At 61.4% G+C, this 23218-nt stretch carries 14 protein-coding genes and 1 riboswitch; of the genes, 4 read left to right on the plus strand and 10 right to left on the minus strand.

The genetic code is table 11. The features are described from left to right. Nucleotides 1–321: 321 nt before the first annotated feature. The 7 genes from HMPREF2928_RS07755 to HMPREF2928_RS07785 form a co-directional block, all read right to left on the minus strand. On the minus strand, nt 322–573 hold the full coding sequence (locus HMPREF2928_RS07755) for a DNA mismatch repair protein (protein ID WP_070634098.1): 252 nt from the start codon (nt 571–573) through the stop codon (nt 322–324). Nucleotides 574–924: 351 nt separating this feature from the next. Beyond that, complete coding sequence (locus HMPREF2928_RS07760; protein WP_070688104.1) at nt 925–1176, minus strand: DNA mismatch repair protein; 252 nt, start codon at nt 1174–1176, stop codon at nt 925–927. A 231-nt stretch (nt 1177–1407) separates the two neighbouring features. Then, nucleotides 1408–3888, minus strand: coding sequence for an aconitase (locus HMPREF2928_RS07765; RefSeq protein WP_246823584.1), 2481 nt, complete (start codon nt 3886–3888; stop codon nt 1408–1410). Between the two features lie 237 nt (nt 3889–4125). Next, the gene (locus tag HMPREF2928_RS07770; RefSeq protein WP_070688106.1) at nt 4126–6522 is read right to left on the minus strand and encodes a primosomal protein N' family DNA-binding protein; all 2397 of its coding nucleotides are present in this window, start codon (nt 6520–6522) and stop codon (nt 4126–4128) included. Nucleotides 6523–6555: 33 nt separating this feature from the next. After that, nucleotides 6556–7761 (minus strand): methionine adenosyltransferase, encoded by a 1206-nt coding sequence (gene metK, locus HMPREF2928_RS07775; protein WP_049341317.1) that lies wholly within the window; start codon nt 7759–7761, stop codon nt 6556–6558. A gap of 198 nt (nt 7762–7959) precedes the next feature. After that, complete coding sequence (uvrC, locus tag HMPREF2928_RS07780) at nt 7960–9900, minus strand: excinuclease ABC subunit UvrC (protein WP_005506184.1); 1941 nt, start codon at nt 9898–9900, stop codon at nt 7960–7962. 200 nt (nt 9901–10100) lie between these two features. Beyond that, nucleotides 10101–10781 (minus strand): lysophospholipid acyltransferase family protein, encoded by a 681-nt coding sequence (locus HMPREF2928_RS07785; RefSeq protein WP_049357039.1) that lies wholly within the window; start codon nt 10779–10781, stop codon nt 10101–10103. A 619-nt stretch (nt 10782–11400) separates the two neighbouring features. Between HMPREF2928_RS07785 and HMPREF2928_RS07790 the strand changes: the two genes are divergently transcribed. From HMPREF2928_RS07790 to HMPREF2928_RS07805, 4 genes are all read left to right on the plus strand, one after another. Then, nucleotides 11401–13818: a nitric-oxide reductase large subunit gene (locus tag HMPREF2928_RS07790; protein WP_005506188.1), complete on the plus strand. Its 2418-nt coding sequence runs from the start codon at nt 11401–11403 to the stop codon at nt 13816–13818. 2 nt (nt 13819–13820) lie between these two features. After that, entirely contained in the window at nt 13821–14663 is an 843-nt protein-coding gene (locus tag HMPREF2928_RS07795; RefSeq protein ID WP_070629640.1) for a transposase, read from the plus strand. 287 nt (nt 14664–14950) lie between these two features. Continuing rightward, nucleotides 14951–15724 (plus strand): slipin family protein, encoded by a 774-nt coding sequence (locus tag HMPREF2928_RS07800; protein WP_005506196.1) that lies wholly within the window; start codon nt 14951–14953, stop codon nt 15722–15724. Between the two features lie 252 nt (nt 15725–15976). Continuing rightward, nucleotides 15977–16687, plus strand: coding sequence for a YoaK family protein (locus HMPREF2928_RS07805; RefSeq protein WP_158676578.1), 711 nt, complete (start codon nt 15977–15979; stop codon nt 16685–16687). Nucleotides 16688–17144: 457 nt separating this feature from the next. On the opposite strand, the gene HMPREF2928_RS07810 is transcribed toward HMPREF2928_RS07805, so the two are convergent. From HMPREF2928_RS07810 to HMPREF2928_RS07820, 3 genes are all read right to left on the minus strand, one after another. After that, nucleotides 17145–18896: a bifunctional hydroxymethylpyrimidine kinase/phosphomethylpyrimidine kinase gene (locus HMPREF2928_RS07810; RefSeq protein WP_210399881.1), complete on the minus strand. Its 1752-nt coding sequence runs from the start codon at nt 18894–18896 to the stop codon at nt 17145–17147. Further along, a riboswitch (TPP riboswitch) is annotated at nt 18885–19071 on the minus strand. It overlaps the preceding gene by 12 nt. A 210-nt stretch (nt 19072–19281) precedes the next feature. After that, entirely contained in the window at nt 19282–21030 is a 1749-nt protein-coding gene (locus HMPREF2928_RS07815) for an ABC transporter ATP-binding protein (protein ID WP_070688108.1), read from the minus strand. A gap of 1 nt (nt 21031) precedes the next feature. Further along, on the minus strand, nt 21032–22933 hold the full coding sequence (locus tag HMPREF2928_RS07820; protein WP_070688110.1) for an ABC transporter transmembrane domain-containing protein: 1902 nt from the start codon (nt 22931–22933) through the stop codon (nt 21032–21034). Nucleotides 22934–23218 lie beyond the last annotated feature (285 nt).

Genomic DNA, 23218 nt, shown 5'->3' on the forward strand with positions numbered 1-23218 from the left:
CCCTTATCAACACACGTTTAAAGACCGAAAAGAACCAGCTCTGCCACTGCAACACAAACAGAAATGCCGCCGCACTCCCCCGAAACTCGGGAGGGTGCGGCGGCATTCTCATATTCAATTCGTGGGCGCAGGGTGGCGTATGCGGCACGCATTCTGCGTAGCGGCGGTATGCGAGGGTAGCTTACAGCAACGATGTACAGCGGCGGTTCGCTACACACTTCCTCCGCGCCTACGCAGGGAACCTGCCCTCGCAGAGCTCGGGCACCCTGAGGGCGCATCCGGAAGGTGCAGCCTCACCGCATCACACCGGAGCAGGAATCCTTAGACCGTAGCAAAGCTACCGGTACGAGCCGCTTCCTTCGCGGCCAGCTCATCCGCGTGACCGTACGCGTAGAAAATCTTCGCGTCATCCAGCTCAGCAAAACGAGCCAGGTAACGGCACACCGCGCCACGCTGAGCCTTCGTCATCGAGGACAGCAGAACAGGGTCCGGGTGAGTAATGCCGTTGTCGCGGCTCGGTGCCGAATCGCCAAATTCCGGCTCGTAATCATAGGCAATATTGGTGAAGCTCATCGGCGAGAACCTTTCCTTAGGGCGTTTCTTAGGGCAGCACCGCAACAATGCAGACGCTACCGGAGGCAACACCGCGAAAAGAACCTACGGAGATCATCGGAAGTCTCTTCGCAGTAGTGGTTGTGATACCTCTAAACTACCCAAGAGCTAATCAATGTTCAAGAACCATCAGGGAACGCCCCCATAGTGGACACGTTCCCGGTTGTCAGGAAGAAATCAGGGGCATCATAGCGGCATGCGACCGCCGAGTTCACCACCGAGCTAAAACCCACCCGAAAGCCAGCCTGAAAAGCAGAAATGCTGCCGCACTCACACAGAGTGCAGCAGCATTTCCAAAGCTAATTATGCATGCTACGCCATAGTTGCGTAGAGACCGCGTTCAGCGTCCTTACGAGCCAGCTCGTAAGCGTGACCGTACGCGTAGAAAATCTGGGCGTCATCCAGGTCGGGGAAACGCGCCAGGTAACGGAACACTGCATTACGCTGAGCCACGGTCATGTCCGCGAGTAGTTCAACATTGGGGTGGCTAATGCGGTTAGCGCGTGCAACAACAGAACCTCCGCCTGCTTTTTCGTAGGCGGGGGTGATGAGAGTCTGAGTCATCAGTATTTATCTTTCTTAGGTGCGTGCGGTTGTGAAGCGCACGCGGAGTTGAGTGATAGATACCGCCAATACCACCTCGACAAGCGCCGAAATAGTATCCGCAGTGCTGAATATATTACCGTGGATACGGAGACTACGCCAATTAGAATCACCCAAACCCCAGCAAATCTTAGGTGCACACGAATGCATAAAAATTCTGGGGTGCCCTTCCAGCGGCACCACCTAAGCACCCTAAACTACAGCGCTCTGCCCTGCTTTATTCTCCTGCTTTTTCTCCCCTGCGGGGTTATGTTCCTCTGCATCCTCAGCGTCTTCATCCTCACCGTCAAGACCCAGAAGAGCAGTCACCATCGGCAAAGGATTGAACTCGCTCAGCTGACCCGTACGGTCCACCTTGCGCATCATGAACGCACGCTGCAAACGCCGCTGAGTCCACGGCGAAAGCACCATCATCAGCAGCGCCTCCACCACAAAAATGCTGACCAGAATCCACAGCAGCAGATCCGAAGAACCCGCCTGCTCGCGCAGCTGCTGAGCATCCGCCACCAGACGGTCAAATCCCTCCGAATGCAGGCGCGAGGTATCAAGCCCCGTCAACGCGGACAGGCTCACCGGCGACGCCACATTCAGCAGCACCGACAGCATCAGCAGAAGCACCGCATACAGCCCGTAATGCATGGTGCGCATCAGCTTCTTCACGCGCGCAAAACCGCAGTTCAGTTCCGCACCAATATCGGTGAAAGCCGCCGCCTTCTGCGTCTGCTCACCCTCCGGCATCATGTGCGGCACCAGGCGGTGCGCAAGCATCAACGGCACCGGCGAGCACGCATCAAAATACTGCATGTGACTATTCACCGACGGGCCCGGCAGAGTCACAAAGCTGACGTCCACATCAGCGGGCTGAGTAATATTCGACCTGCCAATGCTGTCACCACGAGCGGAAATCTCGCACCGGTCAGCCACATCAAGATCCTGCAACATCGGCGCGTAGGCGCGCACATACAGGTGGCAGGCGCTACGCACCGACATCATGAGTACCAGGATCAGCGCTCCCCAAAACGCCACGGAGGCGGGCGTTAGCTCAGGGACCGCGCCCTCAACACGCAACTGCGCCAGCAGTAGCATGAACACCGCGTACAGCATGAAAACGCCGTGCACGAAGAGCAGCGGGATCAGCCACTTCACGTAGGCGCGCGTGCCGTACGGGTTGACCAGGCGCACATCCGCCGGGCTCTTCGCGGAAGGAGTTGCGGAGGGAGTTTCGGAGGCGCTGTCCCGGGCACTCTTGCGGCCAATACGCGCCCTACCCTTGAAGGTACCCGGCACACTCACAACCAGCGGCACCACGCTCAACGCTAGGGGCGCCAGCATCGTATAGTGCAGCAGTGAACGGTACGGACCAAACAGCAGGGATGCCTCCACCAGCCAGGAGAACGCCGCGACCGCGCTCACCCACAGCAGCATGGCGCGGTTACGGTAGCTGCCTGCAACATCCAGGGGCCCCGGAATGTCGTTACGGTCACTAGCGATAATGCTAATCGGGACCACGCCACTACCCAGGCCGTAGAAGAAACGGATTGGCTTCTTACCCGCCGCCGCACGACGACGCAGAAGCTCATAGCTCAAATAGCCGCCCTGCGAATGGGCAATAATGCCCACTGCATCGCTACGGGAACTCAAATCGTCCAGCTGACGATCCAGACGCGCATAAATACGCTCCAAATCGCGCGACTCCGGGCTGGTTGCCGTCTGAATCAGCTGCGTCGGAATAGCCTTCATCAGCGCCCACAGCTCACGGGCACGACGAGCCAAAACCCAGCCCACAATACCCAGGCCGAGTGCCGCCGCCAGACCCGTAAATGCACCCTGCGGAGTACCCAGAGACGCCACAAAAGCATCACGGAACGTCATGAGCGCCATAGCCGCCAGCACCAGCCACAGTGCCACGTTCACGAACCGCGCCGTAGAACGCAGCAGGTGCCCGGCACGCTCACGCCAGGTCGCGCCGGGGCGCTCATAGTAGAAGCAGAACATCAAAAACAGCGGCAAAACCGACGCCAACCAGGGCAAATGCTCCTTCAACGGGCGGTAATGTCTGGGCCGCCAGAAGCCCTCCTGAAAAAGGAGGCTGCGGCGAGTGACCGTGCGAACCGGGCGCGGCTTCGGCTGAGGCAGGCGCGGAAGCTCAAGATTAGGCAGCTCGATGTTCGGGAGTTCGATGTTCGGGAGCTCTACCTTGGGAAGCTCAATTTTCGGCAGCTCAATCTTAGGGAGCTCCACCTTGGGTAACTCCACTTTGGGCAACTCAACCTTCGGAAGTTCAATTTTCGGCAGACTGATTTTTGTAGATTCTTTGGGCTCGGAGGCTTCGGCGGGTTCTTTCTGCGCGGAGTTCTCTTCAACCTGCGGGCTTTCCTCAACCGAGTCAGCGGGGTCGGCAGGGTACTCCGTGCGCTCAATCGTCAACGAATACGTCAACTCGCTGTGGTGGCTCAGCGGGTTCACCTCAGCGGCAGGCGGGAGGGTATCACCGTCAGGAATCACCTCAACACGAACCCGCGCAGAAGCCTCTGCAGCAGGGTTCTCTTCGGAGGCGGCGACAGAATCCGTGTTCAGCGCCAGCAGAGTCTGCACACTATGCGCCACCGGCTTGCCAAAATACGCGAGCGTCTCGCCGTGATTCTGGTAGCCGATACCGTGAACCAGCAGCACCGCCGCATCATGGTGCTGGCCCTTGCGGTGCAGGGCACTCTCGGATGCGCAGAAGCATACTCAGCCAGCCGTTGCTGCTCACCATCAGACAGCGCACTACCCTTCAGCAGATGAGGCACCTTCGACATGCCTCTCACCTCCTCGCCTCTGCGCACAGCGCACCCGCAAACCCGCGTGCCAACGCCCAACCCGGGACAAACCTGCCCCTCACTAGAACACTACAGCACGACTAGAAAATCACAGCACGTCCAGGCCGTCACAGCGAATCTGAACCGGGCGCTCCCCCACGTTCTTCTTCAACGCCGCAATCGTTGCACGCGTAGCACGCAACTCACGAGTCACCTGCTGAGCAATGCCATACGAGAAAAACATCAGGGTACGCCAATCGCCCTGAACCGGCGCCTCCTCAGAATCCTCCTCAAGAGACTCCGACCAGGCAAAATACCCCTGATCCAGAGGAACCGGACCCACAATACGCAACTGCTCACGCACCCGCTCCGGCAGCGCAGAAGAGCCCAAGAACTCCTCCATGAAGGCGCGAACATCCGCCTCCGCGCCGGTCACCGCAGCCGTACGAACCGCCGGAGGCAGACCCGTCTGAGCGCGCTCCTCCAGCTCCTCACGTGCAAACCACGCCGGATCCCAACGCACCAGCGCCTGCTCCACCGGCGACGGCGAAGCAGTCGTCACCACCGTACCCTCAAGAGCCGCCGGACGAACCAACGCCGCCGCATTCAGCCAGCGACGCAACGCCGCCTCCGGAGCACGCAACGAATCAAAACGAAGCATCTTATCGGCATCCAGAAGAAGCGCCGCCGCATAGCCGCCAAAAGCCACCGGCTCAGCACCCGGAGTCGCCACCACCAACGCAGGCTCAGGACCAACCGACGCGCGCACATGGTCACCCGCCGAAGAAATCACCGGAACATTCGGGAACGCACGGCCCAACTCCTCAGCAGTACGAGTCGCACCCGCCGCCGAATAACGCCAATGCGTAAAACCACACTCAGAACAACGCCACTGCTGCGCCAAATGACCGCACCACGAACACGACGGAACCGACGAACCCGAAGCCACCGACAAAGGCCCACTACACTCGCCACAACGCGCCGGCATGCGGCAACGCTCACACGAAAACGACGGAATATAACCGCTACGCGCCACCTGCACCAACACAGGACCACGCGCCAACGCCCGACGAGCATGCTCAAACGCCAGGTGCGGAATACGCGCCATCGCCGCTAACGGGTCACGCGCCAACTCAAACTCCGAACCCGTCGAAAAAATACGCGGCGAATAATCACGCACCAACGCACGCGGCGCACGCACATGAGACGCCCAACGGGTACGCACCAGACGCGCCGCCTCACTACTCATGCTGAACCCGGCAAACAGCGCCGCAGTATTCTCAGCAGAAGCACGCAGAAGCAACACATCACGGGCATGACAATACGGGGCGCGCTGCTCCACCAGCGAAGAATCGCCGTCATCCCAGCACACCACCAGGCCCAGGTTCGCCACCGGCGCGTATGCCGCCGCGCGGGTACCAATCACCACCGGCACCCGACCCAAACGCGCCTTCACAAAACCGTGATAGCGAGTATGCGGAGTCGAATCAGAACTCAAACGCACAAACGCGTCAGCCGGTAGACGCTCGGCGAGCGCCGCCTCCAGAAGATCCAGGTTCTTAGCGGTCGGAACCACCGCAATAGCGCCGCGACCACTGGTAGCAGCAGCCGCGAGTGCGGTCGCCAAAACATCCGCCCACGTGTGCTCCAGGTGGCCGGGAAGAACCGTCATCACGGCGCGAGTCGCAGCACCGGCAGCAACATCTTCAATGAACTCCGCGCCGTTCTCGTAATCAGAGAAGACGGAGGCGGCATCCGGCGCGTCCGGGTTCAGCGCCGGCGGGTCCAGCACGAAGGGTGCGGGCGCGCCGGGGGTGGCAAGCCACGCGTACGGGTCGGTAGCGCTGGAGACAGCGGCACTGGAGGCAGCGGCGGCGGTAGAAGGCTCAGATTCCGCGTGCTCCGGAGCCGCGTTCTCGGGAGCATCGGAAGTGCTTACCGGGGCAGAATCACCCAAATACGCCGACTCGTACCCCGGCAGAAGAGGCGCGTACTTCTTATCCAGCGCGGCAATGCGCGGCGGCACCGCCAGGCGTAGCACGTTCGCCACCGTGGAGGCGTAACGGTCAGCAAGCGCCTCGGCAAGCGCAAAAATTTCGGGCGCAACAGAGGGCACACGCGACAGCACCGACTTGAGCGGCAGCAGCGAGGTGCGCGTCCAATCAGTCGTGGCGGCGCGCTCCTCAATGTAACCGGTCAGCTCGTGGCCGTTGAACAGCACGCGCACGCGGGCGCCGGGCACCGCATCCTCACTCAGCTCGGCGGGCACGCGGTAATCAAACGTGCGGTCCACCTGCGGCAGGGTGCTGTCCACGCGCACACGCGCCACAGGGTTCGGCACGCCGCTCGCCTCCAACTCGGCGGCAACGTTTACCGGCTCCGGGGTAGCCGGAATCAGGGCATCACGAAGAGCAGGAAATCCCTGCAACAGGTCAAGCTGTTGCAGGGATTCCTGCTGAGCACCCAACGGTGCCGAAGAGTTCGATTCAGAACTGCTCTGAGTCACCCGAATCAGCGTGCTCCTCTACCCTGACAGATATTAGGAGGAGGACACTGCCGAACGCAGTGCATCCACGCGGTTCAGACGCTCCCAGGTGAATTCCGGCTCGGTACGACCGAAGTGGCCGTGAGCTGCGGTCTTCTTGTAAATCGGGCGGCGCAGATCCAGTTCGTTAATGATTGCCAGCGGGCGCAGGTCGAAGACCTCACGCACAGCCTTCTCAATCTTGATCGGGTCGACCTTCTCGGTACCGAAGGTTTCAACGTACAGACCGACCGGCGCTGCCTGGCCGATAGCGTACGCAACCTGAACCTCGGCGCGGTCGGCAAGACCGGCACCCACAATGTTCTTCGCAACCCAACGCATTGCGTACGCTGCGGAACGGTCCACCTTCGACGGGTCCTTACCGGAGAACGCGCCACCACCGTGACGAGCCGAACCGCCGTAGGTGTCCACAATAATCTTGCGGCCGGTCAGGCCCGCATCACCCACGGGGCCACCCTGAACGAAGCGGCCAGCGGGGTTCACAATGAACTTAGCGTTGGAGGAATCCAGGTCGACGCTACCCAGAACCGGTGCAATAACGTGCTTCTCAATGTCTGCACGCAGGTCAGCCAGGTCGTAGCTTGCGGTGTGCTGGCTCGAAACAACCACGGTGTCCACGGAGACGGGGTTGTTGTTCGAATCGTAGCCGAGGGTCACCTGAGTCTTGCCGTCGGGGCGCAGCTCGGTCAGCAGGCCGTCCTTACGGACCTTGGTCAGACGCTCAGAGAGGCGGTGCGCCAGCCAAATCGGGGCGGGCATCAGCACGTTGGTCTCGTTGGATGCGTAACCGAACATGATGCCCTGGTCGCCCGCACCCTGGCGGTCGTACTCGTCAGCAGCAATACCCTGACGAACCTCGAGGGACTCGTACACGCCGGCGTTAATGTCCGGGGACTGCTCGCCAATGGACACGGACACGCCGCAGAACTCGCCGTCGAAGCCGCGGGTGGAGGAATCGTAGCCGATGCCCAGAATGGTCTCGCGCACGATGGAGGGGATTTCGACGTAGCTGGAGGTGGTCACCTCACCCGCAACGTGCACCTGCCCGGTGGTCACCATGGTCTCCACAGCAACGTTCGCTGCGGGATCCTGGGCGATGATGCCGTCAAGGATGGCGTCAGAAATCTGGTCACAAATCTTATCGGGGTGGCCTTCAGTCACCGACTCGCTGGTGAATAGGCGCAGATGGTTATTACTCACGGTTTCCACTCTACTGGTTGAGGGCGCGCGAAGATAGCGCGCTCGTAATGATGACGGTTTCCTTCAATTATGACACGTTTGTTAAGCGCCATTACGAGGCGGGGTGCTACGTTCACACCCCGGGCGGGCCTTCACCCAGCGCCAGCCAGAGGATTAGGTCAGCGCCAGCAGGCACTTAGGCCAGCACCAGCCAGAGGATTAGGTCAGCGCCGCCAGAATCTTCTGGGCCAACGCCGGACCAATACCCGGCACCGCCGTCAGCTCCTCGGCGCTCGCCTGCTTAATCTGAGCCACCGACCCGAAATGCTTAATCAACGCGGAACGCTTCACCTCGCCCAGACCGGGCACCTCATCCAGGGCGGAGGCAACCATCGCCTTACCACGCTTGGAACGGTGGAAGGTGATAGCGAAACGGTGCGCCTCATCGCGGATGCGCTGCACCAGGTACAGCGCCTGCGAGGTGCGCGGCAGCACGACCGGGTAGTCGTCGTCCGGCAGCCACAGTTCCTCCAGGCGCTTAGCGATGCCGGCGACGTACACGTCCGTAATGCCCAGGTCGCTCAGCGCGGCGGATGCGGCAGCCACCTGCGGCGGGCCGCCGTCCACGAGCACCAGGTTCGGCGGGTAGGCGAACTTCGCAGGCTCGGGCGTGGAGGCGTCAATCTCGCCGGAGTGCACGGGCGCGGCTTCGCGTTCCGCCTGCTGCGCCAGGTGCCTCTTGAAGCGGCGCGTAATGACGTCGTACATGCTGGCGGTATCGTCACGCGCGGCGTCGCCGGTAATGCTGTAGGTGCGGTAGGCGTTCTTCGCGGGCATGCCGTCCTCAAAGACGACCATGGACGCAACCACGTTCGTGCCCTGCACATGCGAAATGTCGTAGCACTCGATGCGCAGCAGCGGGTCCGGTAGCTCCAGCGCCTCCTGCAGCTCCACGAGGGAAGCGCTACGGGTGGTCAAATCACCGGCACGGCGGCTCTTGTGCAGGGTCAGCGACTGGCGCGCATTCTCGGCGACCGTCTTCATGAGTTCTGCCTTGTCGCCGCGCTGCGGGACGCTAATCTCCACGGGCCCGCCGCGCACCTCCGCCAGCCAGGACGCCAGCTGCTCCTTATTCTCGGGCTCCACCGGCACGAGCACGGAACGCGGAATATCGTAGCTGTTCAGGCTCTTCTCGGCGTCCTTCTGGGAGGCGAGGCTCGCCGCAATATCGCTGTACACCTGCGCGATCAGCTGCTCAATGAGCTGCGCATCGGTGCTGTCGTTGACCTTCTCCACGATCCAGCCGCGCTGGCCGCGGATCCTGCCGCCGCGCACGAAGAACACCTGAACGGATGCCTCCAGATCGTCCTCAGCATAGGCGAACAGGTCGGCATCCACGGTCGCGCCAAGCACCACGGCGTTACGCTCAAACGCCTTAGTCAGCGCGGCAATATCGTCACGAAGAATCGCGGCACGCTCAAAGTCCATATCAGCTGCGGCGGCCTTCATTTCCGCGGTCAACTGGGCGATATGCTTCTCAGCGCCACCACCCATAAACCGGGTCAGCCCGCGCGCCAACTCGCGGTGCTCCTCGGCGCTAATCTTGCCCACGCACGGCGCCGCGCACTTATCGATATAACCGAGCAGGCACGGGCGGCCGCTATTCTTCGCGCGGTTAAACACGCCGTTCGTGCAGGTGCGCACCGGGAACACGCGCAGCAGCGCATCCAGGGTTTCACGAATCGCCCACGCCTGCGAATACGGGCCAAAATAGCGCACGCCCTTACGGCGCTCGCCGCGAGTGACCATCGCGCGCGGGTACACGTCATTGACGGTAATCGCCAGGTACGGGTACGACTTATCGTCGCGGAACGCAATGTTGAAGCGCGGCGAAAACTCCTTAATCCAGGTGTATTCAAGCTGCAGCGATTCCATCTCGCTCGCCACCACGGTCCACTCCACGCTCGCCGCTGTATGCACCATCGCGTAGGTCTTCGGGCTCAGCGTCTGCGGGGACGCAAAATAGCTGTTGAGGCGGTTGCGCAGGTTCTTCGCCTTGCCCACGTAGATGACGCGGCCGTCGGCATCGCGGAAACGGTAAACGCCCGGGTCGGTGGGGATTTCGCCGGGGGCGGGGCGGTAGCTGGAAGGCTCTGCCATGGGTACTTTCTCCTCGCTCTACTGGGCTTGACGGTGCTTCTCTACGGGGGTCGGTGCGGGGTTGCCACTGCTGGGCTACCGGGGTCATCCCAGGCTCGCGCATACGACAAACCGCGCATCCTACACCCATCTCCCCCATAACGCGGGGGTCGGTGCGTGAATGCGCGGTTTAAGTCTACGCGGTATAGGCGGCGAGTGCCCTAGCCTGCGTCACGTGCGGCTGAGGGCGAAACGTTGTACTCATGCTTTCGCGCCTGACCGGACAGCTGAGCAATCTCATCCATGATCGTGTCGGTGGTGACGCGGCGCTGCTTGCCGGTCATCTTCTCACCGGTCTTCTCAAAGTAAAGCGGCTTGCCCACACGAATCGTGAAGCGGCGCGGGTAAATCATGTTCGAGCCGGGCTTCTGCAGGCGGTCGGTGCCAATCAGACCAACCGGAACCACGGGCGCGCCGGTCATGTGCGCCAGCCACGCCACACCAATCTTGCCGCGGTACAGGTAGCCGTCGCGGGAGCGGGTGCCCTCGGGGTAAATGCCGAAGACCTTACCCTCCTGTAGCTTCTCCAGGGCAATGTCGAGCGCCTTGAGCGATTCGGAACGGTCGGAGCGGTTCACGGGAATAATATCCACGGCTTCGAAGAATGCCTTCATCATCTTGCCGCGCGGGCCGGGGGTGTTCACGTACTCAGCCTTGGCGAGGAACGCCACGCGGCGCGGCATCATGGCGGAAATAATGATGGAGTCCAGGAAGGACAGGTGGTTGGAGGCGACAATCACCGGGCCGTTGGCGGGGAAGTTTTCGAGTCCGGTCACGCGGGCGCGGAAGACGGTGCGCAGGATTCCGGTGATTGCTTTCTGGGTGGATTTGTAGAGAAGCACGTGAACTCTCCTGAGGTGCCGATAGATTGCGGGCTGTGGCGGCGACCCGCCGTGGATGCGGGGTGAGTGACCCCTTCTGAATATACGCCGCCAAAGAGCACAAAATCTGTACTGCAATAATCTGTACCGCAAAAATTTGTACTGTGTTTAGTAGCGTCGGGTTTTATTATTCCACACACGAGTGTAGGTACGTGGAAGGTGCCGCGCTCCCCTTCCACATGCTGGGATGCGCCTCCCGCCAACAATTCCAGCGAGAGGCCCGGCAAGAGCCCGAGTAGAAGCTCCAGCTGGGGGAGCCTGCATGACTTTCGCCCCACCGCCTCCTTCCCCGTTGCAGGCGGGTAAGTAGCCACGGAAGCTAAGGATTCAACCTCAACGTAATATTTCAGGTTTTCCGCCTTATGATTACTGATTTCCCCGTCAAATAGCCGTGTCACATTATGACGCTACGTCAGCAAAGTTTTATAAATACGCATTTAATATGCAAAAATGAAACAAGGGTGGGCTGTCGCACCTCCCTCAAGGACGATTCACCCTGAACATAGTGAGCCGCCCCTCCAGCGGATGTGCGTCGGGACCACTCCACCTACAAATTCCACGCACACTGGAGACATACACTATGGCTACAAAACCCGTCTCGCGTGCGCAGGCAGCAAAGATTGCCCGCCGCTCAGACACGGTCGGTGCCTATGCCGGAAAAGGCTGGGTACAGGCTGTTGCGTTTGTGATGCTCCTGGGCTTCACCATCATGGCAGTCCTTGCAATGCGCACCTACGCACTCTCCATGCCGCTCCCCGATAAAATCGTCGGCAACGACGGCAAAACTATCGCAACCCAAGAACAGATCCTGCACGGTCAGGAACTGTTCCAGGGACGCGGCCTGCAGCAGTACGGATCCGTCCTCGGCCACGGTGCCTACCTCGGCCCCGACTACACTGCAGAATACCTGCGCCTGACCACCGATGCTGCCGTCAAGGAGTACCGTGAACAGGGCAAGCAGGACCCCCGCGAACTCGTCAAGAACGAGTGGCGCAAGGAGAACAAGTACGACGAGCAGACTAAGACCATCACCTGGTCCGCTGGTGAGACCAAGGGCTACCAGCTCATGCTCAAGCACTACCGCGAAACCCTGATGAAGGGTGACACCTCGCAGGGCCTGTTCCCCAACGCCATTAAGAACGACGAAGAACTGCACGACATCGTCGCATTCTTCGGCTGGACCGCATGGGCATCGGCGGCAGACCGCCCCGACCAGCCCTACTCCTACACCAACAACTGGCCCTCCGAACCCAACGTGGACAACAAGCCCACCGCGGATCTGATGGTCTGGTCGGCACTCTCCCTGATTGCCCTCATCGGTGGTACCGGTCTGATGTTCGCTATCTACGGCCGCTGGTCCCGCGCTATCGGCTGGCACGCGGAAGAGGCACCCGTCCTCGACTTCCGTCAGCCCGACGAAGTTCGCCTGACCCCCTCGCAGAAGGCAGCCTGCCTGCTCTTCGCAACGATCCTGGTGCTGTTCCTGCTGCAGGCTCTGGTGGGTGCGCTCACCGAGCACTACCGTGAAGAACTCACCGGATTCTTCGGTATCGACATGGGCCAGTTGCTGCCCTACACGGTATCCCGAACCTGGCACCTTCAGCTCTCCCTCTTCTGGACCGCAGGCGCGTTCCTGGCGGGCGGTATCTTCATCGCCCCGCTGATTACCCGCCGCGAACCCAAGAAGCAGGGTCTGCTCACCTATGTTCTCATCGGCGCCGTGGTCTTCGTGGTCCTCGGCTCGCTGCTGAACGAATGGTTCTCTCAGAAGGGCCTCATCCCCAAGGAATTCACCGGCTTCTTCTCGCAGCAGTGGGAGTTCCTGGACCTGCCGCGATTCTTCCAGATCCTGCTCACCGCGGGTATGTTCATCTGGATTGTCATCGTCTGGCGTACCCTCTCCGCTCGCCTGAAGGGCTCGAAGAAGACCTCCCTGCCGTGGCTATTCCTCTTCTCCGGCCTCGCCATCCCCATGTTCTACGCGGTCGGCCTGCTCGCAGGTCAGCGTACTCACGTGACCGTCGCCGAGTTCTGGCGATTCTGGGTGGTTCACCTCTGGGTGGAGGACTTCCTCGAACTGTTCACCACCGTCATGGTGGCGTACATCTTCGTGCTGCTCGGTGTGGTCCGCGAGCGCATCGCAATCTCCATCATCATGATGGACGCCGTGCTCTACTCCGTCGGTGGTGTGATCGGTACTCTGCACCACACCTACTTCGTCGGTACCCCCTCCGAGCAGATGGCATTCGGTGCGTTCTTCTCGGCTGCTGAGGTTATCCCGCTGACCTTCCTGACCGTTGAGGCGTGGGGCTTCATGCAGCTGGGTGCTCGCCAGTACTCCAACCGCACCAAGCCTTTCCCGCACCGTTGGGCTGTTATGTTCCTGATTGCTGTGGGCTTCTGGAACTTCCTCGGCGCAGGTGTGTTCGGCTTCCTGATTAACCTGCCGATCGTGTCCTACTTCGAGATTGGTACGGCACTGACCGCAAACCACGCACACGCATCCATGATGGGTGTGTACGGTATGCTCGCAATCGCGTTCGCGGTGTTTGGTCTGCGCTACCTGATCCCTGAGGACAAGTGGCCTGAGAAGGGTCTGAAGTTCTCCTTCTGGACCCTGAATATTGGTCTGCTGTGGATGTCCTTCATCTCGCTGCTGCCGCTGGGTATTGCTCAGCTGTACAAGTCCGTGGGTGAAGGCTACTACGAGGCTCGTTCCTTCGCGTTCATTCACGACGGTGCTTCCGCTGTGATGGGTTGGATGCGTATGCCCGGTGACGTGATCTTCCTGGTCGGCATTATCCCGCTGATTAAGCTGGCGCTGCTGGGTATCAAGGAGATCTTCTCCAAGAACGCTAAGGAAACCGTCCTGGAGCTGCCCGAACCGCCGCTGTACGAGGTGGTTGAGGACGCTCGCATCGCAGAGTTCGCCGGCGCTAAGGCTGCCGAGGAGCTGCCCGAGCAGACCAGCCCCTACCGTAGCGATCGTCGAGGCTAACCATGCCTGAGCAGATTGCTGGAGTTTCTTTCCTCGTGTGGCTGGCCTGCGTGTACGCGCTCGGCCTGGTCGCCGTGGGTTGGGGCTTCGATATTCTCGCCAAGCGCACCAGCCAGCGCATGGTGGCGGCGCGAACCTTCGGGTTCACCTACCACGAAGAGAGCGACGCGTGGCTCTGCCCCGAAGACCAGTGGCTGTGGGCGACCGCATTCGACTCGGACAACCGAGTGATGCGTTACCGCGCCAAGCCCAGCGTGTGCAACACCTGCCCGATTAAGGACAGCTGCACCGTCTCGGCGAACGGCCGCGAGCTCACCCGCGAAGTGGATGAATGGCCCTACTCCGAGTCGGGTCGTTTCCACCGCGGGCTCGCGGTTGCCGTGTCGCTGCTGGGTGTGGTCATCCTGATTGGTGCCGCCATCGTCTGGCACTCCCCGCTGGAGCTTCTGGTGGAGGGTGCCGCCGCGGTGGTCTGCCTGTCGCTGACCTACCCGCTGGCTGTGAAGCTCATGCGTTCCCCCGCGAACTTCGAGAACGATCCGAAGCATATTCACGCATCCACCGCTGATGAATCGGTGAACGTGAAGATGGACCGTTTCGCGGCGAAGTGGGGTGGCGTGTCGAATGAGCGTAAGCGCCGTACCGAGCAGACCCGCAAGCAGATGATTGCGGAGGCAACCCTGCCGGTTCGTACCTCTGCCCTCGACCCGGACCGCCCCGCATGGAGCGGCACCGGCACCTCGGTTAAGCGACTGCACAAGACCACGAACGAGGTCCTGCAGGAGCAGAACCTGGCTGAGGTTGAGGCTGCTGAAAAGCTGGCAGAGCAGATGGCGAAGAAGTAGCGCTGCACAAGTTTTTCCGTTCCGGCGGCTGACCGGTCGATTGGTTCCGTCTGTTAGCTTCGGCGGCCACCCTGCATGGAATTCTCTTTTATTCCTCTTTTGAGTTTTCCATGCGGGGTGCCGCTAAAGCACCGACCGCCGCGAGGTACGCCGGGACGGAAAATTCCCCTCCCAAGACTCCCCCACACACAGCCCGGTTACCGGGCACCCCCTACTACCTGCACCGTACGAGGCGCGGGCAGGTGGGCACACATACCGTCCTCCCCCAATATTTGTGAAGGAAAACCATGGATCCCGTCACTTTGGCAACTATCCTCATCCCAGTTGCCGTCATTGTTCTTTTTATTCTGATTCGTATGTTCCGCGTCATCCCCGAATACGAGCGTGGCATCTCTTTCCGCTTCGGTCACCTGCGTTCGGAGCTGAAGCCCGGCCTGAACGTCGTCTTCCCCCTCGTTGACTCCCTGCAGCGCGTTGATATGCGTGTTATCACCCTGACCATTCCCCCGCAGGAAGTCATCACCAAGGACAACGTTCCCGCCCGCGTGAACGCCGTGGTCCTCTTCCGCGTGACCAACGCCAAGAACGCCGTGCTTGAGGTTGAGAACTACCCGATTGCCACCAGCCAGATTGCGCAGACCACCCTGCGTTCCCTGCTCGGCCGCGTTGACCTGGACACCCTGCTCGCACACCGCGAGGACCTGAACGAGGACCTGCGTTCCATCATCGGTTCCCGCACCGAGCCGTGGGGTATTCAGGTGGAGCTCGTCGAAATTAAGGACGTTGAGATTCCCGAGGCTATGCAGCGCGCCATGGCTCGCGAGGCTGAGGCTGAGCGTGAGCGCCGCGCAAAGATCATTTCGGCACGCGGTGAGCTGGAGGCCTCCAGCGAGCTGAAGGAAGCATCCGACATTCTGAGCCAGTCCCCCGCCTCCCTGCAGCTGCGTTACCTGCAGACCCTGCTGGAGCTGGGTGCCGACCAGAACTCGACCGTGGTCTTCCCGCTGCCCATGGACGTGATTGGTCCGCTCGTGGGTGCACTCAAGGGCGAGAGCAAGTAAGCTACTCTCCCCGAGCTAAAAACCGAATAGTATGCAGGCCCCGAGCAGACACCTGCTCGGGGCCTTCGCTTTAACAGGGGTTACCCGGCGGGGTGCTTATCCTCTCCGGTACCCTGCTGACTTATGCCGTAGCATGGAACCAGCGGCATTACTGCTACGCACAGACCCACCCACCGTGAGAGAAGGCGCATGCTACACCACCTCCGCGAGATGCTACACCGCATCCCAGCACCTCGACGCTACGGGCGCGTCATGGCTCTGCTCCTCGCCTCCCTGGGCGGCGCAGTGGACGTCTTCTCGCACATCCACTATGAAGCGCTCGTTGCCACGCAGACCGGTAACTTTATTCTGCTCATCGCCGATCTGCACCGTGACGCACCGCATGTGGTGCACCTGCGCTGGCTCTCCGTTATTCTTTTCAGCTTCGGGTATCTGGCAGGGCATTTCATTCATGATCTACTCGGTCAACGTGCCCGGATGAGACACTGGCGCATCGGCACACTCCTGCCGTTCCTTCTGGTCTGCTTCGCGGTACCCTTCATGGATAGAACTCTGAGCAATAGCTTTCAGGTGGGCGCGCTGGCGTTCACCGTCGGTCTGATGATTCACGCCCTCGCGGATACACGCATTGGCGAAAACCCCTTTTCGCTCTTCATGACCAGCGGCAACTGGCGCAAAATGCTCAGTGCCTGGTACACCGCCGGTTCGCTGTACCTCACGCGGAAAACCCCCGACGGAGACACAAAAAATGAGGCGAAGGCACAGCGCCGTACGGCTCTGCTCAAAGCCATTGATTACTCTCTCGTAGTCGCCTCTTTCATAGCTGGCGTGATTCTCATGGCGCTTGTCACCCGATGGTTTGGCGTATTTTCCATCTGGTTGGCGGCGCTGATCGCGGGCGCTGCGTTCTGCTTCGGCTACCAGGCGGAAAAGAAAGAGGTTCGTGAGAACCAGGGCGCATAAGATTCACCCAATCTGCGGCTATAGACGAGGGCAGAGCAGAAAACAGAACAGCAAAATATCCCGTGCAGATGAGAGTATCTGCACGGGATATTTCTATGCGGGATTTACACGCCACACGCTTTCAAACGAAGCCCCGAAAACTGGGAAGGAAGGCGTTTGGCCCGCCGCGGGGGTTGGATGAGGTGGTTGCGACGGGCCAAACTGGTCGGTTACACGCCGTAGAGGTGCGGGCGCGGCAGGTACATCAGCCAGTTGGGTGAGGGCCGGAATCCTGCCGCTAACGGTTTTCACCGACGCCTTAAGCATAACCGGCAAGGCACCCGAACCGGCGGCAGGTTGAGTGAAGCATCAATCACCCATCTCACGCCATGCCGGGGCGGTATTCAGCCCCAAAATCGGCACCTAAAGCACCGGCGTCCCAAACCCCGCGCGAGCCTCTAGCGCAGCGCCCGACGAACTAACGCAATGCTCGGTGTGCCTGGTCAAAGAACTCACGCTCGTACACGCACGCCGACAGGTACGCCCGCGCCGCACGCACACGCTGAGCCGGTGAAGCCGCCTCAAACGCACGCTCCACCTCCGCGAGGCTACGCGCCACGTCGGCGGCGAACTCTTCGCCACCGTACATACTCAGCCACTCCGCGTACGGGTGGTCCGCATGATTCTGCGAGGAGAGCACAGCGCCCACCTCTTCGTACAGCCAGTAGCAGGGCAAGATAGCGGCGGCACCGACCACGTAATCATCACCAGCGGCGGAGGCACGCAGGAAATTCGTGTACCCCATCGTAATCGGCGAGGGCCCACCCAGACGCGCACGGTTCGCCAGCCAGCCCTCGTGCAGCTGCGATTCGGCGGCAATCGCCTCATGCGCACCGGCGGCCCAGTGCACCTGCGCCTCAGCGGCATCAGCACGTGCCGAGAGAGTCGCGAGCGCACGCGAATAGTCGCGCAGGTAAAGGGCGTCCTGGTCCAGGTAGAAGGCGAACAGGTCCTCGTCGAGGGTTCCGTCACCGAGGGCACGCACGAAGGGCAGGTCCAGGATCTGGTGCCAGGTTTCGCCACCGGCTGCCCAGAGGGCGGCGGTCCAGGGACCGGCGGGCTTTACGACGGCTTCACCGGCGGGCACGGGGCTGACCGGTAGCAGGCGCTCTGGGCTGGTGCCGTCCAGAGTATTGCCCTCAGAGTCGGTGGTGGCGAGCAGGTGATGCCACGGGTACGCGGAGGCGGCAGCCTCCAGACGGCGGGCACGGGCGGCGTGATCCACCGGGCCGTGGCCCTCACCGGAGCCGACCTGCAGACCGGCACCTGCGGCAATGGATTCGTGGAGCCAGCGGGTGCTCCACTGCAGGGCGCGGTGGGTGTCTTCGCTGGTCAGAACGCTCTGTTCTGCGGCTTCAGTGTGTTCTGCGGCTTCGGTGTGCTGGAGCAGCTCCACACCCAGGCGGGTTGCCAGCGAGGAGGACAGGGAGCATCCGGTGCCGTGCGTATTGCGGCTGTCCAGACGCGGGGTACGCACGTGCGCGCAGGTGCCGTCCGGGAAGACCGCGGTGTTACCGGCGTCCTGACCGCACAGGTGGCCGCCCTTCACAATCACGGTAGTTCCGGTCGCCGCCGCAAGGTTCGCTGCCTGCTCGTGCGCCTCATCGAAAGTCTGGGCGGGTTCCTTCTCACAGAGCACGGCGAGCTCCGGAATGTTCGGGGTAATCACATTCACGAGCGGCACGAGATCGCGCAGCGCCTGCTCCGCTTCCGCCTGCAGCAGGCGGTCACCGCTAGAAGCAATCATGACCGGGTCGAGCACGACCACGGGCACGGGGTGCTCGCTCAGCCAGGTGCGGACGGTGCGGATCGTGTCTGCGTCGCCGAGCATGCCGATTTTCACGGCGTCAACCGTGACGTCATCAAAAACGGCGGCAAGCTGCGCGGTCAAAAATTCCAGGGGCGGGGTGAATACTTCACGAACCCCGCACGTGTTTTGGGCGACCAGTGAGGTGGTCACGCACATGCCGTAACCGCCGGATGCGGCAATGGACTTGAGGTCCGCCTGAATACCCGCACCGCCGGAGGGGTCGGTTCCCGCAATGGAGAGAACCCTCGGTACCCGAGCTGTCTGGGGTGCCCGGGGGTTTCCGGAGGCGCTCACGCCGGGTACAGGGTTGGAGGGGTTGGTGGGTGCGCACGCGGGCGCAGTAGGCTGCTCTGCCATCATCGATAATCCCTTCGCTAGTTCGAACTAGAGCAGGTTCAATGGGTGATTCTCTCAGCCTTGAGTGTTCTTACGCCGTTTCGTGCGCCCGCTGTGCTGTAGCTCTTCGCTGTGCCGTAGCCCTTCGTTGGGCGGGTTAGCGGGTCGCGGGCGTCTCAAGGCACCCCATATCGCTCTGCCAGGTTATCACAATGATTCTTAGTAACTGAAAGTTTTGCGGGTGACAAGTGAATCTCTCCGAAATTTTCGTTTAAGTCTTGCGTTGCGGCGAGGGCTCCCCGCCGCCGATTTCAGCGCACCCTTGTGCGGAAACCACCCGTTAAACGAGTAGTGCCCGGCACCGCTTCACGCAGTGCCGGGCACTATCAGCCGGGCTTATCCTCAGAGCTTAGGTCAGGGCGAAAATCTCTGCCGGTGAACCCTCCGCAATGATCCTACCCTCGTGCAGCAGGACCGCACGGTCAGCCAGCGAGGCGATACGCGCATCGTGCGAAATGATCAGCACCGCACGGTTCGCCAGCACGGCGCTCAGGGACTCGGTTGCGTCCGCGAGCTCCAGCTGGGTGGTGGACTCGTCCAGAATCACGGCGTGCGGGTCAGCAAGCACAATACGTGCCAGTGCCAGCTGCTGAATCTGATCGCGAGTCAGCGGCGAATCCGCGCCGCTCACGACAGTATCCATGCCCTGCGGCAGGTCGCGCCACCAGCGGGCACCGATAGCGTCCAGCGCCTCGCGCATCTGCTCGACGGTTGCATCCGGCACGACCACCGTAAAGTTATCGGCGAGAGTACCGAAGAAGACGTGCGCTTCCTGGGTGCAGACCAGCAGGCGCGGGCGGCCGTCGGCGGCGGCATCGGTCGGGAAGTCGCCGTGACCGACCGGGCGACCCATCACGGTGATGGTGCCGTCCAGGGCGGTCAGCGAACCACCAATCAGACGAGCCAGGGTGGTCTTACCCGAACCGGAACGACCCACCAGGGCAAGCGCCTCACCGCGGCGAATCTTCAGGTTGATGCCTTCCAGAACGAGGGCGTCCGGCGAGTAGCCGTAGGAGACGTCGGTGCAGTCAATGGCGTACTCCGGGTTCTTCACGGCTTCATCAGACACGGCGGCGAACGCTTCGGCGCGGTGCTGTGCACGCGCCTCACGCTGCTTCTTCGCCAGGGAGACCACACCGAACACGCGGCCCATGTTCACGAGCATGATACGCAGGCTGCTGACGTGGTGGTTCAGCATGTCGGCGAGGGTTCGCAGGCTGAAAACCATGACCGAGGCGGTCGCTACGGCGCCCCAGCTTGCCCAGCCGAGAGCCACGCAGGCGGCACCCCAGAGCATGCACAGAACCGTGGGGATCCAGGCGTTGATAGCGTCCACGGTGAAGTACAGCTGGCGGATGCGCACCATGCCCAGCTGCGCGGCGAACTGGCGCTTGTTCTCGCCGGCGAAGGCGTCTTCACGGGCGGTATGAATGCCCAGCTCACGGATTGTGGAGGTGCCGCGAATGTTCTCGGTCAGCACGCTGTTGAGGTCGCTCACGCGCTCCTGGGCGGTCTGGTTGCGTGCCGCCATAAGCGGCAGCATCTTCGACATGATGAGGGCAAGACCGGCAATCATGGGTAGCATAATCAGACCCATTGCCGGGCTCACGAACGCCAGGGAGAGCGTGGAGATAATGAAGTACAGCAGCACGTAAATCGCGCCGAGCAGGTCCTCACTGACGGATTTTGCTGCCGAGGAGAGGTCGTCGGTCACGCGGGTGAGCAGGTCACCGCTACCGGCTTCTTCCACGGTGCGTGCGTCCAGGTCGAGGGTGCCGTCGAGGGTGTCCTGGTTGGCGTCACGGGTGACGAGCGCACCCAGTCGCGCCGCACTGTACGAGGAGACCATGAGGGTTATCGCCTGCACAATGAACGCCGCCAGAATAATCAGAATCGGCTGCCACGGGTAGCTGGCGAACTTACCCGCCACCACGTCGTCCACGGTGGCACCAATCTGCAGGGGCACCACCGCACCCATGAGGGTGCTGACCATGTAGATGACGAAGGTGTAGAGGGCTCGCCCCTTATGTGCCGCGAGGTAGTTCCACATGCGGCGTGCCACGTAGGCGGGGGTTTCGATGGGGAGTTGCTTTGCCATGCTAGTTCACCTCCTGATTCTGAGTGGTTGCGGGGGCTTCTGCCTGAGCGACGGGGTAGCCGTCGCGTTCCATGCGGCGAGTCGTCTCCGCGGTCGTGGAGACAACGTAGACCTGCTCCAAATCCTGCAGCAGGCCGGGGTAGCCGACGGGCAGGCGGTCGCTACCGATCTGGGTTTCCATCGCATCGTAGATGTAGCGCTGGCTGGGTTCGTCCACGGAGTTCAGCGGCTCGGTCAGGATGAGCACCTGCGCATCCTGTGCGAGTGCGCGGGCGAGTGCCAGACGCTGACGCTGACCACCGGAGAGGTTCGCGCCTTCGCTGGTGATGCGGGCGGCGAAGTAGTCTTCGGGGTTGCGTCCGCCCAGTCGGTAGGCGATTTCGCGGGAGTCGGTAATCTTCAGCAGTTCCTCATCCTTCGCCTGTGCCAGCTCCTCGTCGGGGTTCGGCACGGTGCCCAGGCGCAGGTGCTCCTGCAGGGTTCCGGCGAAAATCATGGGGTTGGGTTCGCTCAGCAGCACGCGGCGGCCGGAGGCGTCCTTGAGGTCCTCTCCCCCGCGTCGCAGGGTGCGGGCGAGCGCCTCGGCGTAGTCTTGCGCGGTGAGGTTGTAGTCGCGCGGGTTGACGTACACGATGCGCGGGTTGCTTGCACCGGCGGGGGCGACGGGGACGGGCACCTCGAGGGTGCTCGCCTCGACTGCCTGTTCGGCGCGTGCCAGCTGCGCCATTTCCTCGTCGGTGCGCGGGCTCTTCAGCACGCCCTGGCGTACGCCCGCGTGACCTTCGAGGCGGGCGACCTTGGCGAGCGCAATCTTGGCGTATCGCCATGCGGTGAGGAAGTTCTGGGTAATCCAGATGGGGCCGCCCATCATCGCGATAATGGAGGCGACGGTCACCAGGGACGCGGCAGGCGTGTCGGATACCCAGCGGCCGTTTTCGACGTGGCCGGTGAGGGCGAAGCCGATGCCGAGCAGGGTCACGGCGCCACCGAGCAGCGCGCGGATGAGGTACATCCAGCGGTGCGTCTTTTCGTAGCGCATGTAGCTGTCGAAAACTTCGTCGGTACCGCGGTGGTAGCGTTCACGCATCTGCTCTTCGGCACCGAGGCCGGCGATGGTGCGCAGGCCGGTGGCGATATCGGAGGCGCGTGAGGAGGCTTCACCGTCCTTTTCGCGGTATTCGCCAATCTTCGATTCGAGGAAGGTCGAGTACCAGGCGATCACGCCGACCACGATAATCGTGCCGATGAGGGTCACGATCGCGGTGACGGGGTTGATGAGCCAGAGCTGCACGGCACCGAGGGTCGCGATGATCATGGCGTTGACGAATAGCGGCAGTGAGAAGTAGACGTCCGTAATGCGGCGTACGTCTTTGTTCATGACGGTGACCGCTTCGCCGGAGTCTACGCCAGCGCGGGTGCGCCCCATGAGCCGGTTGATGTAGATGCGCCAGTCGCGGCCAAGTTCCGCGCTGAGGGTCATGGAGGTGCCCCAGCCGAAGAACTCGTTGATCACGATGAAGGTGATGGCTGCGACGACTACCCAGAACATGGGCCAGGCGTCGGGGGCTTTGCCGGCGATGTGCTGGTTGATGAATTGACCCACCATGACGGGGATAAGAATCGCACCGGTACCCGCGGTGGTTTCACCCAGGACGGGGATTGCCCAGCGGTGCCAGGGGTATTTGTATCCGGGTGCGGTGACGCGCAGGGCGAGGCGCTTTTTGAGGGCTTCCTCTTCTGCCTTGCGCTGTTCGCTACCGGTTACTTCCTGTGCAGCTTTTTTCTGCGCAGTTTTCTTCTGAGCGGCTTTTTCCTGCGTGGTTTTGTTATGCATGGATTCTTCATGCGTAGCTTCTTCACGCGCGGCGTTTTCTTGTGCCTTGTCAGCGTTGTATTCAGTCATTCAACGTCTCTCCTTTCTCTTACCCTATTCCTTTATCAATGTGGCACGCAACACTATTTACGCAATAGATGGGCGTGTCGTCATTTATGCAACGTATTTTGGGGTGTGTATCAGCCGCTCAACATACACCGACATCAATCGGCGGATTCTGCATCTACGCGGTAATCTATGCGGCTTGGAGGCCTACGTTTTCGACCTTCTGAGCACCAGGTTTTTGCACCACTGCACTTTTAGTGCTTTGTTCTACACTACACGAATTTGGGGAATTCCCGCGTTAGCGCGGCA

The organism is Rothia sp. HMSC072B04 (genome assembly GCF_001813725.1).
Taxonomy (GTDB): Bacteria; Actinomycetota; Actinomycetes; order Actinomycetales; family Micrococcaceae; genus Rothia; species Rothia mucilaginosa.